Origin of the sequence: Levilactobacillus yonginensis (genome assembly GCF_964065165.1) — a bacterium.
In the GTDB taxonomy this organism is placed as follows: Bacteria; Bacillota; Bacilli; order Lactobacillales; family Lactobacillaceae; genus Levilactobacillus; species Levilactobacillus yonginensis_A.
In genome coordinates this window covers 1,653,631-1,667,046 of record NZ_OZ061549.1, presented here as the reverse complement: position 1 = coordinate 1,667,046, position 13,416 = coordinate 1,653,631, and the positions used below count along the sequence as shown (strand labels likewise).

General features: G+C 49.4%; 13 protein-coding genes. 11 read left to right on the top strand and 2 right to left on the bottom strand.

Features of this window, described 5'->3' with window-relative positions; all coding sequences use genetic code 11:
- Positions 1-42: 42 nt before the first annotated feature.
- Together yaaA and AB3Y94_RS07965 are read right to left on the bottom strand one after the other, a co-directional pair.
- Positions 43-792 (bottom strand): peroxide stress protein YaaA, encoded by a 750-nt coding sequence (gene yaaA, locus AB3Y94_RS07970; protein WP_367295757.1) that lies wholly within the window; start codon positions 790-792, stop codon positions 43-45.
- Between the two features lie 121 nt (positions 793-913).
- Positions 914-2,146 (bottom strand): MFS transporter, encoded by a 1,233-nt coding sequence (locus AB3Y94_RS07965; RefSeq protein ID WP_125691626.1) that lies wholly within the window; start codon positions 2,144-2,146, stop codon positions 914-916.
- A 302-nt stretch (positions 2,147-2,448) separates the two neighbouring features.
- Between AB3Y94_RS07965 and pyrF the strand changes: the two genes are divergently transcribed.
- The 11 genes from pyrF (at position 2,449) to AB3Y94_RS07910 (ending at position 13,415) form a co-directional block, all read left to right on the top strand.
- Entirely contained in the window at positions 2,449-3,162 is a 714-nt protein-coding gene (gene pyrF, locus AB3Y94_RS07960) for an orotidine-5'-phosphate decarboxylase (RefSeq protein WP_367295756.1), read from the top strand.
- Positions 3,159-3,800, top strand: coding sequence for an orotate phosphoribosyltransferase (pyrE, locus tag AB3Y94_RS07955; protein WP_367296497.1), 642 nt, complete (start codon positions 3,159-3,161; stop codon positions 3,798-3,800). The genes pyrF and pyrE overlap by 4 nt, the downstream gene beginning before the upstream one ends.
- A 348-nt stretch (positions 3,801-4,148) precedes the next feature.
- Entirely contained in the window at positions 4,149-6,254 is a 2,106-nt protein-coding gene (locus tag AB3Y94_RS07950; RefSeq protein WP_367295755.1) for an amidase family protein, read from the top strand.
- A gap of 298 nt (positions 6,255-6,552) precedes the next feature.
- Positions 6,553-7,293, top strand: a complete 741-nt coding sequence (locus tag AB3Y94_RS07945; protein ID WP_367295754.1) for a DNA alkylation repair protein — start codon at positions 6,553-6,555, stop codon at positions 7,291-7,293.
- A 2-nt stretch (positions 7,294-7,295) separates the two neighbouring features.
- Positions 7,296-7,862, top strand: a complete 567-nt coding sequence (locus tag AB3Y94_RS07940; RefSeq protein ID WP_367295753.1) for a hypothetical protein — start codon at positions 7,296-7,298, stop codon at positions 7,860-7,862.
- Positions 7,863-8,098: 236 nt separating this feature from the next.
- Complete coding sequence (locus tag AB3Y94_RS07935; RefSeq protein ID WP_367295752.1) at positions 8,099-8,629, top strand: hypothetical protein; 531 nt, start codon at positions 8,099-8,101, stop codon at positions 8,627-8,629.
- 22 nt (positions 8,630-8,651) lie between these two features.
- Entirely contained in the window at positions 8,652-9,095 is a 444-nt protein-coding gene (locus tag AB3Y94_RS07930) for a hypothetical protein (protein WP_367295751.1), read from the top strand.
- 118 nt (positions 9,096-9,213) lie between these two features.
- Positions 9,214-10,104 (top strand): DMT family transporter, encoded by an 891-nt coding sequence (locus AB3Y94_RS07925; protein WP_367295750.1) that lies wholly within the window; start codon positions 9,214-9,216, stop codon positions 10,102-10,104.
- Between the two features lie 158 nt (positions 10,105-10,262).
- Complete coding sequence (locus tag AB3Y94_RS07920) at positions 10,263-11,771, top strand: hypothetical protein (protein WP_367295749.1); 1,509 nt, start codon at positions 10,263-10,265, stop codon at positions 11,769-11,771.
- Positions 11,764-12,786: a hypothetical protein gene (locus AB3Y94_RS07915; RefSeq protein WP_367295748.1), complete on the top strand. Its 1,023-nt coding sequence runs from the start codon at positions 11,764-11,766 to the stop codon at positions 12,784-12,786. Before AB3Y94_RS07920 ends, AB3Y94_RS07915 begins: the two co-directional genes overlap by 8 nt.
- On the top strand, positions 12,783-13,415 hold the full coding sequence (locus AB3Y94_RS07910) for an ATP-binding protein (RefSeq protein WP_367295747.1): 633 nt from the start codon (positions 12,783-12,785) through the stop codon (positions 13,413-13,415). Before AB3Y94_RS07915 ends, AB3Y94_RS07910 begins: the two co-directional genes overlap by 4 nt.
- Position 13,416 lies beyond the last annotated feature (1 nt).

Here is a 13,416-nt window from a genome sequence, read left to right as displayed (position 1 = left end):
TCTTTTTATATTTGAAAGGGTGCGCACCAGAAGCCTGCTAGTTTATTTCTGATAGATAAAGACCAACTGATCATTAGTTGACCGCTGCGCATCAAACGCCCAATCGGGATGATCAAAGGTGGTGACATCTTGGATATCGGTCACGTGGTGTTCCGCCAAGAACCGCACCATTTCGCCCCGCGCCATCTTAGCTAGTGTAGCCTTGGTCTTCACGTGACCGTCGACCAGACTGCCGAAAACGACCGTAACGAGTCGCTGCCCTGGCTGGAGGTAGGGCCGAATAGTCTTGGCGTATTCCTGGGAGGCTAAGTTGATGATGGGTTCCGTGGGTGGAGTTGCTAGCGCCTGGTAAAGGCGGTCGCTCCAGAATGCATAGAGGGTCTTGGCGCCCGCCACCTGAAGCTTTGATTGCATTTCCAGACGGTAGGGTACGATGCCGTCAAACGGTCGGAGAATCCCGTAAAAGCCAGATAGGATTCGCAGATTGTGGCGGATATAATCCAAGGCTGGTGCCGTAAATAAGTCCGGGGCCATGTACTGGTACTGAATGCCGGAGAACGCCAGGATGGCTGGGGTGAGCTGGCGGTTCAAGTCGAGTTTTTGTAGCCAATCATAGTTGGGTTGTGCGAGCTTGTCGCTGCAGTGCCAGAGTGCCTTGGCTTCCGCGTAGGATAACTGCCGGAGCGCTACCAGAATCTGTTGGGTTTGGGCCAGGTATTGGGGGGAGCCGTCACAACCAAACGTGTCCGTGTCGACCACCATCTTCTTGGCGGGAGCAATGATTATTTTCATGGTGCCGGGACCTTCTTTCTCGAGGTGCTTGTCCCATTAGTATACCAATAATTGATGCAAAAACGCCCCAGCCCGGTGGAAAGTTCCTAACCAGGTTGGGGCGTACGTGTAATTTTGAAGTTTAAGCCTCGTTGACTTGGCCAAGCTTACGGAAACTAGGAATCGTCAGCATGACCGTGAAGCTGATTAGGTAGAGCACGGACAGGAAGCCCATGACCACGACCAGACTGTAGTGGTCCATCAGAAAGCCGATAGCGACGGAGGAGAAGCCCCCGATAGCTCGACCAACGTTGACGATAACGTTGTTGGCCGTGGAACGAATTTCCGTTGGGTAGAGGCGACTGATGACGGCGCCGTAACCCCCGAACATACCGTTAGAGAAGAATCCGATAACGGCGCCAGCAAGGACCAGTGTGAACTGGTTAAAGGCCAGCGTAATGCTGAAGACGGCGATGGCACTGGCAATTAGAAAGATACCGAATGCCCGCCGGGGACCGAAGTAGTCGAGGATACTCCCAAACGTTAGCATCCCAATGCTCATGCCGACAATCGTGGCAATCATCCAGACGGACGAGCCGGCCACCGTCAAGCCGAGCTTTTGTTGCATGATGGCGGGTAACCAGTTCATCAGGCCAAAGTAACCGGCAATTTGAACGATCACCATGACCATCAGCGCCAAGGTTTGGTACGCCAGCTGTGGTGTCTTGAACAGTGAACGAATCTGAACGGGTTGGCGGTCGGCCTTGGGTGCACGCTTAGCGGCTAAGAATTCATCGCTTTCGTGCAGGTGTCGCCGAATGAAGTAGGTCAGGGCGACTGGAATCAGCCCGAAGACGAAGAGGGCTTGCCAACCCAGCGTGGGGATGATGAAGGCTGCGGCAACGGCGGCCAGAATTGCGCCCACCTGGCCACCAATGGCGGCGAGGGAGGTCATCTTACCAATCTTGTTGTGCGCAAAGTTTTCGGCAATCAGAGCGATTCCAACGCCATACTCACCACCGGCGCCGATGCCGGCGATAAAGCGGAACAGGTAAATCAGGTGAATATTGCTAGCGAAGGCCATGGCCGCCGTAGCGAAGGCGAAAATGAAGATGGTGTGCGAGAAGATTTTGACGCGGCCAAAGCGGTCGGCCAAAATTCCAAATAAAATGCCACCCACTAGCATACCCAGGTTCGTGATCGATGAAATCAAGCCAGCTTGGGCACCGCTGATATGTAAATCGGCGATGATCGATGAAAGTGCGAAGGATAGAAACATAACGTCCATGTTCTCCAAGGCAAATCCTGCTGAAGTTGAAGCGATGGTCCACTTCTGGTGGGTGCTAAGCGCGCGGTCGTGCATAGTGTTCTCCATATTCAATTTCCTCCAAAATGAATGTTCTCTGACATTCGTTATTTTTGCCGGTTTCCCGGGGTGTTGTTAGTATTGTGCCATGATACTCGCTAAAAAGCAACCGTTCAGGCGCTTATTAATTTAATTATACGGCTTGACGTTTTTGCCAGTCTAAGGTAAACTCAATCAAAATCAACTTTAACTTAGCCCTGTGAGACTAAAAAGGTGAACGGATAACCGCCCTCAGTGGAGATACTGGGGATGGCTAAAACCGGGTAGCCCGTTGCAGGCTACCCGGTTTTTTTGAGAGAAAGGTGGATTCGATGCGACCCGTAATTATTGCGTTAGATTTTCAAAATCAGCCTCAGGTTTTCCAGTTTCTCGATCAATTTCCACATCAGGATCAGCTAATGGTCAAGGTGGGCATGGAAATTTTCTATGACGCTGGCCCCCAGATTTTACGGGAGCTGCAAGCCCGTAAACTACGCGTGTTCCTAGACCTCAAGCTCTACGACATTCCTCACACGGTCGAGCAGGCGATGGTCCAGCTGGGACGGCAGGGAGTGGCTATGGTCACGGTTCATGCGGCTGGTGGCGCGACCATGATTGCGGCGGCTAAACGGGGACTCCTTCGTGGGAGTGAACTGGCGGGCGTCCAGCCAGCCAGTTTATTGGCCATCACGCAGCTGACCTCCACTTCTGAAGCGCAGATGCAAACGGAGCAGTTAGTCACAGCGGATCTGACCACTGCGGTCACTCATTTGGCCCAATTGGCGCACGCCAACGGGGCGGATGGGATCATTTCTTCTGCCTTGGAAGACGCGCAAATTCACGCAGCCACGAGTCCCAACTTTCTTTGTATCAATCCCGGGATTCGACTCGCAACGGATGACCCCAACGACCAGCAACGGGTGGTGACCCCGGCTCAAGCAGCTGCGCTGGGCAGTGATGGGATCGTCGTTGGCCGGTCCATCACTCAGGCCAGTGATCCAGTCGCTGCGTACCAGCAGATTTTACAAGAATGGGAGCGGAAATAATGACAATTGACCAGCAAATTGCAACGGACCTCTTAGACATTCAGGCGGTCACCTTGGCCCCAAACCACCCATTCCTGTGGGCTAGCGGGATGCAGGCTCCCATTTACACGGATAATCGTAAGACGATTGCGTACCCGCAAGTGCGATCAGCCATTGCGGATGGGTTAGCGGCGTTGATTAGGGAACAGTATCCGGAAGCGACGGTGATCGGCGGGGTGGCGACGGCCGGAATCCCCCATGCGGCGTTAGTTGCGGACCGGTTAAACTTACCGATGAACTACGTGCGCGCTAAGCCTAAGGACCACGGTAAGGGCAAGCAGATTGAAGGGCAGATTTCCGCGGAAGAACGGGTCGTCCTGATCGATGATCTAATTTCAACCGGAGGCAGTGTCTTAGCTGCCGCCAAGGCCGTGCAAGCAGCGGGCGCCAAGGTGTTGGGGGTTATCGCCATTTTCTCGTATGAATTGCCAGATAGTGTGGTCAACTTTCAACAGGCTGGCCTGACGCTGACGCCGTTGACCACGTATAGCGCCTTGATTGCGGTCGCGCGGCAACAGGGTAACATGACACCGGCCGAGTTTACGTCACTACAACAGTGGCGGGAAGATCCTTGGGCTTGGCCGAAATCAGCTCAGTAATGTGAATAGCAAGCTAAGGGGCCCGTCTTCACGAAGACGGGCCCCTTTTAAAAAAAATATTTTTTTAAAAATAGCTAATTCTGTGACGAAATGGGTGTGTCTATTTAGTAATTACTAATGTTGTTGATTAGTGAGTAATGGATGGTCGAAAAATAGGATTGGTGACATGAATTTAGCGGGTAATGCGGGTTCTTTTCTGATGGGCTGGGCTATTAGCATTTGCAGATAATAATCGTATAATTAAGTCTATAAATTTGTACTTATAAAAACGCCAAATTAAGCGTTTTCAAACAAGTCCAAGTCTTGTAGTATTGGAGGGGAAGTTTGCACATTGTAGGAGGAGTTTTCATGAAGCAACTAACCTTTCAACACGTTAAACAGCGACTCATTCTAGTAACGGCAATTGTGGCTCTGGTTCTCGGAGGAACCGGTGTTACTTTACCAGCCTTTGCCAGCGATACTGCGACGCCGACCGTTTCAACGGCCACGCCGACTGGGAGTCAGACGCTGACCCAGGCTCAGTACCAGCACGCGACGGCCACTCAGCTGGCTGAGATGGTGCGGTCTGGCAAAGTGACCAGCCAACAGCTGATTCAGTTAGCTTTGGCCAAAGTTAAGCAGGACAATCCACAACTCAACGCGGTCCTGACCATGCGGGAGGACGCAGCCTATAGTGAAGCCGCAGCACTGAAGGATACCGGCCAGCCATTCTATGGCGTACCAGTCTTGATCAAGGGACTGGCGCAGGAATTGAAAGGGGAGCCCGCCACGCAAGGGTTGCCTTATTCCAGCAACCGGGTGGCAAGCTACACGCGGCCATTTGTCACAAAGCTACAGAGTTTAGGCTTCATAGTGATCGGTCAGACGAACTATCCTGAATTGGGATTGACCAATATTACGGACTCGAAACTCTACGGTGCTGCTAAGAATCCGTGGAACACGAGTGATAATCCTGGTGGCTCCTCCGGTGGGGCAGCGGCTAGTGTTGCCGATGATATGGTGCCACTGGCAACCGGAAACGATGCTGGTGGGTCACTGCGGATTCCCGCTTCCTGGTCGGGGGTCATTGGGTTGAAGCCGACTGCGGGGATGATTCAAGGTGATAGTGCAAGCAGCAGTATGGCCAGTTTTGCGGAAACCAAGAGCATGCAGGATACCCAGACGCTCTTTGACAACATGCTCAGTGGCAAGGTGACCGCGGATGCTGTACCGCAGGATTTGAAATCAGTAAAGATTGCGTACTCGACAAAATCACCCGTGGGTACGCCGGTGAGTCAGGATGCGGTGAATGCAGTGATGCGTAGTGTTTCGTTCTTGAAGGCCCAGGGATTCAACGTGGAGCAGGCGGACAGCCCAGTGGACGGTAAAGCGTTGATGCAGGCTTACTACAAGGGAGCCACGTCCAGTGGATTTGCGGCGAATTCGTTTGCCCGATCCGCCTTCAAACGGGACCTAGAGCCAGATGACGGTAGTATTATGACTTACGCGTTGTTCGAGGCTAGTAAGAAGCTGACTTCGGATGATCAGGCAAGTTATAAGACGGAGGTTGCCACGGCCAAGCAGCAGATGGCCGACTTCCATCAAAAATATGCGTTGTACCTAACGCCAACCACGGCGACTACCGCGCCTAGTAACACCGATCCGGCCTACTTACCGGAATACGTTGAGAAGATGCGTGACATTTCTTCGTTAGACAGTCAGGATCAGATGCAATTAATTTACGATGCCTGGTTGCATGGTTTGAGCAAGTCGCCATTTACCCAATTGGCTAACATGACTGGGGAACCGGCCATCAGCTTGCCAACCTACGTTAGTGGGAACCAGATGCCATTAGGAATTCAATTTGAGGCCGCTACGAGTCAAGACCGATTACTCTTGGCAATGGGTGATCTCTTCGAGAAGCAGGGCCAATTGAAGTTCCTGGATGATCAAAAGCAACCGGCTACGGGTACGCCAGCGCAATCTACGACGCCAACGAAGAAGCCAACCGTTACGACAACGAGTCCCGCTAAGCCAGTTACCGTGCATTTTCCGACGCAAATTTATGCTAAAACAGCGGTTAACTTGTATCGGGATGCCAATCTGACGAAACGCGTTCGGCACTATCGCGCTAAGCCACGGACTAAGAGTGTGACGTTTAAGGTGTTAGGCGTTGCTTACTCCAAGCATGGGACGTTGCGCTACCGGGTCAAGGGTGGTTACGTGACTGCCAATTCGAAGCTAGTGGCGGCACTTTACTACCAGAAGAATCCCGGGAAAGTTCGGGTCATCAGCCGAGGTGGTCTTTACGAGTATCAACACCTGGCGTTTAAGCAGAGTCAACGGGTTAAACACGTTAAGCAGGGGCACGTGTTAAAAATTAAGTCAATTAAGGTTCATGGTCAACGGACCCGGTTAGTGCTGACAAATGGTCACGTCATTACAGCCAACAAGCAATTCTTAATTAAAAAGTAGCGTAACAACGTCGATACCTTGGGGGTGTCGGCGTTTTCTGGTCTAAAAATAGACAAAAAAACAGCCCTACGCAGAGCGTAGAGCTGTCAGTGGTGAGGTGCGGCGACCTTCGGAATGCTTGCGCACCGATCGCGTACCCCCACCTTGGTTTGGCACCAGGAGCTAGTATCGCACGTGGCAAGAATGAAGTCAAGGATATTTAAGGATTGTTTCATGTGAAACATCCTGGCATGATATCTCCCCAAAGCACCGGCCGTGTGCGATAATTGGAGAAAATAGTGCGGGGAGATGGCGTCAAATGGAGTTAACCACGACGGTGTGGACGGCGGCAACTTATCAGGAATTCTTGCAAGACTTACGGGATTTGGGGGATGACCACTTCCGGGATCGGAGCGCTAAGATTGTGGCGACTGAGCGACCATTATTGGGAATCCCAATGAAGACGCTACAGACACTCGGGGTGGCGATTAGTCAGGGGATGCCGCATGATTTTTTAGCAGTAGCTGGGACAGAATATTATGAAGCGGTTATCGTTCAAGGGTATGTGCTGAGCCGACTGCCGCTGGATGTTGCTTACTTTACGAAGCTATGCGACGCTTACATTTCCAAGGCGGACAACTGGTCGGTGTGTGATATGGTGATTCATTTTAAACAGGTCAAAGCGTTTCGGGCGGAGTTTTTGACCGTGATTCAACGTTACCTGCAGTCCAGCAATCCATGGTTTCAGCGGACCGGATTGGTGTTTCTCCTGAAATTCTATCTAACACCCGAATTCACTGAGGTTGCCCTACAATTAGCGGTGAGCGTAGACAGCGCCAACTATTACGTGCAGATGGGCCAGGCCTGGTTACTGGCGGCGGCCTTTCCTAATCAACAGGCCACAATCTACCAGCTGCTGCGGACGGAATTTTCTCTGCCAGTTGTGCAACGGACCGTTCAGAAGATTAAGTCGTTGCGACACACAACGACGAATGAGAAGGCAACGTTAACGGCGTTGTTGGCTGAGAAACGGACTGAGGCGAAACGAAGGGGCGGTTAAGCTTGAAGACGTTACAGACGAAGTTAACTAAATTGTTTCAGGTGCCGCTGCTGGTGGTTCAGCTGTTAGCGGCGTGGTGTGTTGCCATTTTGGTGATCTGCCTGTGGCTACTGGCAACGCATTTTTTCAGCGTGAACGTGATTACGGCGTTTGGCCTGACCTGGCCGTCGGTCCTTCATGCGACGTGGAGCGGCTGTAAATTACTATTTTGGTATGGGGCCTTTTCACTGATTCCATGGCAGTGGTCGTTGGTAATACCGGTCATGTGGAATTTAGCATCGCTGACTGGTGCTGGATTACAACTAGTTTTGGCACTTTTACAAGGGAATTTAGCGGTGGCTGTCCTACGATTAGCCTTTATCTTGGGGCTAGGCGTCGCCGCATTCTATCTAGCGTTGTTGGCTCGTAAAACGCAGCTGGCAATCCCGTTTAGTGTCAACAGGGCCTACTTTCGTCGTTGGTGGCAAGGCTTGGCGGTGAACATCAGCTTAAATTGGCGGTGGTTAGCCGGTGGCTGGGCACTATACGTGTTGAGTTTAGCCATCTTTAATCCAGGCCATTTATTTTAAGACTTTTCGACGGTGTCAAGTTTTAGCCCAATTTTTTGTATTCTAGTATTTAATTTGTTATTAATAACAAATTTTGGTTAATAATAAAGTGCTACAGTCTTAAGGCGACAGGGTTCTCTTACGACCCTCAGAATTAATCTGATTGATAACCCGTTGAAAGGTCAGCAGGGGTAGTTTAGAATGAGAATGGTTAGGGGATATCACCTTTTTATCAGTTGAAATCGGAGGAGCGACAGATGAACATGAAACGGATGGTCACCTTGCTATTAGCCACGGTGACGGTGTCAACGGCGGCAGTTACACTAGGGACGCAGCAGGTAGCAGCAGCGAAGACCCGCTACACAATCAGGACTTTTCCCAAACGTATGCGGGGAACGTGGTATACCTATTCAGGGGGCAGGTATTATCGCGTCAAGATTACGGCCAAGAAAATCAGTGGCGCAGCGGGTACATGGCATTTGCACCCTAAGAAGGTCACAGCGAGCACTAATTTTCGCAGCCGGCGGCATCGTAATTGGATCTATGGAACAACGTTTAAAATTGATGGCGAAAAGTGGACGTGGACGTACGGTTGGACCCAGGGAGCTGGCGCCGGGGACTACTATCGTGGTGTTGCCCATCGACTCAATGGTAAGACGTATCACACGTTGCAATTGGCAAGTGGTGCCAAGGCTTGGACCGATGGGTACGCCTATCACAGCAAACGTGCCGCGAAGAAGTATGCTAACCGTTTCTTTGGGAATGAGCGGCTTCGCGATGATTTTTAAATAATTTAGGAGACGATACATAATGAAGTTGAAAAAAGCGGTCATGGTAGTGGCATTATTAGTGGGTGTTGGAATTGGACTGGGAATGCTGCAGTCACCAGTATCGGCTAGTGCTAGTCGGGCGATTCCACGGGCTTACCGGGGACACTGGTACGGCAATCACACGACGTTTATCGTGAAAAAACACTCGGTGTATTCGAATTACAATGGTACTAAAAATACTCTCAAAGGTAAGCGACTTTACGTCTCAAATGGGAAAAACGGTTGCACTTGGGGAGTTAGCGGTACCGATGCAGTATTGTCGAATAAACGCGTCAAACGGACAATTCATGGCAAACGCCAGGCCGTGTTGATGAATTTTGCGGACGATTACAAGCCCGCTGCACCTTACTCAGTCCGATACTTTACGCGCCACAAGTCGGACCGCAATAAGAAAATGATGGGTCATGTAAACTACAGATTTTAACTGAGAAGGCATTGGATGAGAATCTGGTGCCTTTTTGCTTGGCCGTTTTCGAGCATTCATAAGATGTATAATGGAAACGATAGGTTTAATAGGCATACATATCTTTGGAGTGATTTGTTTGAAAAAAATAGCACCAATTTTCGTGGCACTGGGCGCCGTTAGTTTTGGAATTCCGGCGTCATTGTTCAAAATTGCGCGACGTGAGGGCGTCGTCAATGGACCGCTGCTGTTCTGGTCCTTTCTCAGTGCGGTTATTATTTTAGGAATCATTCACGTTGCGCGGCGGCGCTGGCTGCGATATCAACACACCAATTGGAGACAAATCTTGTTGGTGATTGCGGCAGGAACGGCCTCTGGCTTTACCAATACGTTCTATATACAGGCCTTAAAATTGGTGTCAGTAGCTGCAGCGGCGGTCATGTTGATGCAGGCGGTTTGGTTGTCTGTCTTGTTGGGATCACTGATTCACCATCGGTGGCCATCGCGATTACAGGTTTTAAGTATCGTCCTCGTTTTAGTAGGCACGGTTTTGGCGGCTGGTCTCTTCCCAATTGAGGGTGCCTTATCACCGTTAGGCCTGTTCTTTAGCTTCCTAGCGGCGTGTGCTTATGCTTGTACAATGCAGTTTACGGCCAGTCTGGGAAATAACTTGGATCCCTTAAGCAAGACTTGGCTATTGTGTGTGGGTGCTTTCCTTTTAATTTCAGTTGTTTGGGGACCGCAGATTGCAACGGCACCGGTTACTGGAGATACGATTAAATGGGGAATTTTGATTGCCCTCTTCTCGATGGTTTTTCCGTTGGTTGCCTATTCGATCTTTATGCAATATTTGGAATTGGGAATTGGCCCAATCCTGTCATCATTGGAACTGCCATCATCCATTGCAGTTGCCTTTATCCTATTAGGAGAAACGGTCAGCGGCTTACAGATGGTCGGCGTCGTGATTATTATCTCAGCGGTCATTCTACCCAATGTTTGGGGAATGCGTCGCCGAGAACAGTTGAATTAAAGTTGTTTCATGTGGAACAAGCATGCGTTGTCTAACCAGGCAACGCATTTTTTTGAAGAATGATTACGCATTTTGAGTAAAAGATGGAGCGTGCATAGACCTGTATTAGTTCTTCTCGTATACTGATTAAAAAGAGGTTAAAGAGGGAGGTGCCACTGATGGCTGTAACAATTTCGGCAAAACTAAGGGACCTGCTCTTAGCCAGTAATTTAGGGCACAGTCGCGACCACCCATTGGCCGGTTGGAATGTGTTAACGATTTTGTATCATGATGGTGGTTCAACGGGTAACGCGGCGACCTTGGACACCTTATTGCAGAAATATAACAATGATTATTTAGACGTGGATGAGAAGGCTATGACCGATAACACATTGAAGGCAGTGTTGTCTGTGTTGGGGGACCAAGCTAACTTGGTTGATGTTTCACCCCATAAGGTGCGCCGTCCCATGGTCAACGGTGGTTTTCACATTATTCAGGCTTATATTTATCGAATCACGAGTAGTGGGATCGAATACCTAACCATGATGCAAAAGGTCATTGATGCTGATAACACGGTGACAGCAAACATTACGCGGATTCGTGAATATTGCGCGTTGGTTGGGAAGCTGTCAGGAACGATGATTTCAGCAGACAGCACGCAATTGTATAATGATTTTCAAAATATGCTGTCGGCCTACGATGATGTGATGAAAGGTATGCACAAGCTAGATGAAGATTTGACCGAGCTAGCGAATGACTTAGCCTTTAATCATGGCGGAACAGCCGCCAGTCATTTGCAAGCCATGCTGAAAGAGAAGGCCATTCCAGCATTTCGACAATTATTGAATCAGGGTCCCCAGATTCAGGCATTGGCAGACTCTGCCAGTTTTAGTAAACGGGTGGCTCGCAGTCAGCAAGGAAACGATGATTTAGATGCGTCTCATGCCGCCGGTGATCACGAAAAAATGGTGGTCCGAATGCAGCGTGTTCAGGGGTATGCACAACGACAATTAACCCGGCTAGCTAGTAGTTTTGATCCTAGTACGACTGCTATTAATAATAGTTTAGATACGGTTTACTTGTTATTTCAAACTATTTTGAAAGCCATTCGGTTGTTGGGTCAAGAATTTGATCATATCCAAAATCAGTCGGTTGATATTAAAGTCTTAACTGGCCAAATAGATGACCTACTAACGCATTATCAGTCATTGATTGTCCGGGAAGCGATTCCCCGACACCTGCCGCAGGATCGGGAAGTATCGGATGAGGCGGACTTGTTAGATGCGACAACGATGGGTCCAGTTACATATCACGCAGAAAGTCGGCCGGCAGTGGTTGCTACGGAAGCGGATAATCCTGAGTTGGCGGTCGATGATGCTGATTTTATCGATTTACAAACAGATTTGACGGAATTTCAGCAGAAACTGATGAAAACTGTGGACTATGGTGTCGTTGATCACGACCTAAACTTTGAGTCACAGCATGCTCGTGATGAGCTTATCCGTTTGTATAGCGCAACGGGGTACGATCATTACGACGGGTTTGCGCCGTTTGGTCGGCCAGTGAAACGGGTGGAAAAATTGCCGGATAGTGGTCCGGTTAAGATCCATTGTCAGGATGAAGTCTATGCGGTAACTTTACCCGCTGGTTTTGCTGTCTGGTTTGATGAGGAGGAGTCACATGAGTAACCTACAAGCAAACGAACGATTGATTGTGAATCAGTTGTTTGATCAAGGAATTTTTGGTAGTCGGGTGACTCCTCAAAAATCGAAAGCTACGATTGAGGCCATTAACGCTCTGAAGCGGCCACAATTTCAGATCCATTTAAATAAATTCTTCAAAGATTTGTTGGGAATGGTTCCGGAAAATTATCAGGAAAATCTTTTGTTCTTGTTTGGGGCACGCCGAATGGATGCAGAGACTATTCACGTTTTGTTAGCGACGATTAAGGCAGTAATCAACTTGCCAGAATTGCAAAATACCCAAAGTGATCGGGTAGTTCTTGCTCAAACGATTATCCGTCAGGTCCATAGCGAAGTGACTGCGTTAGACGAAAAGGAAATTCGGCGGCAGATCACTGATTTATTTGTGGAACGGTTTGGTCTCTTTATTCCTGATATGCCGGAGCTAAGCCCAACGGAACAGAGCCAAGAGGTTGACGATTATTGGGATGTCAGTCCAGACTTCAACTATTTTGCCCAAAGCTTAATCAACTATTTGCAAAGGAAACATGATAGCCAAGCATTAACACCGATTCAAAGGGTGAACCGGGCGCTTTTAAATAAGCGCTATCTCAGTAGTTCGTCACCGCTGTGGCCAGATCTTTTGACCCACAAGGTAGAAATTGCTAGCCAGTGGGACCAGCTCGGACGGTTTGTGCTAGAGTGCGGGGATGGGTATGCGATGCTATTGGATACACGACGCAAGCCCAGTCGTGCAAAACCGTTTGTCGTAGCAATTTCCGTCGCAAAGTCTTTAGGAGTGGGATTGCCGATTACGCAATTGATGGGACGAATTCAACTTATAACACGTCAAATTTATCCTGACCACACCATCAGTCCTAGTTTAGTTAAAGAAGCTTTACTTGAGAATGATTTGGTCATTTTGCGGGACGGGTATGCAAGCCCTACACCGATTGCGAAGCGGTTTGCGATGCGTACGGATGACGAAATTACTGAAAATGAGGGGGAACTTACGGAATGACATTACGTGAGCAATTGACACCGGTTAGTTTTCATCTACGAAATTTTAATAAGTATGTCAAATTAGATTTAAATGCGGCCAAGAATGGTAACCTCACGTTAATTGGTGAAAATGCTGCAGGGAAGACAACGTTAGCCAATTGTTTCTTTCCTATGTTGGTAGATGGTTCCATCGCGACGCCTTCGTTTAACGCAGCAAAAGGGACGGACCATCTGGATAAATCGGTGAATCCGCATAGCAGTAAACGTGATTCACGTAATTTTGAAAGCATGCTGTTAGGCTGGGGTCCCGGAGCAATGAAGGTCCGAACCGGCTACAGTTATATTGATTTTCGGTCGGCGAAGCGGCAGGTTATCTTGGGTTTAGGTGCCCACCGAGTCGTTGGTGAACAGCGCAAACCCACCTGGTGGTTTGTCGTCATCAATCCGCAACCAACAGCTCCAATTCAGTTGGTAACGACTGACCAGGATGGTAAGAGCTTGGAAGAAGACGATTTTGCAGCTGCTAATAAAGGTTTGGGCGATCAGTTGCATATTTTTAAACAAGCGGTGCATTATCGAGAGTACGTGGCGACCCAGGTATATGGGTTCACGGGTGGTGCCGACCTGGCTAAATTAGCGTCCGTCTAAA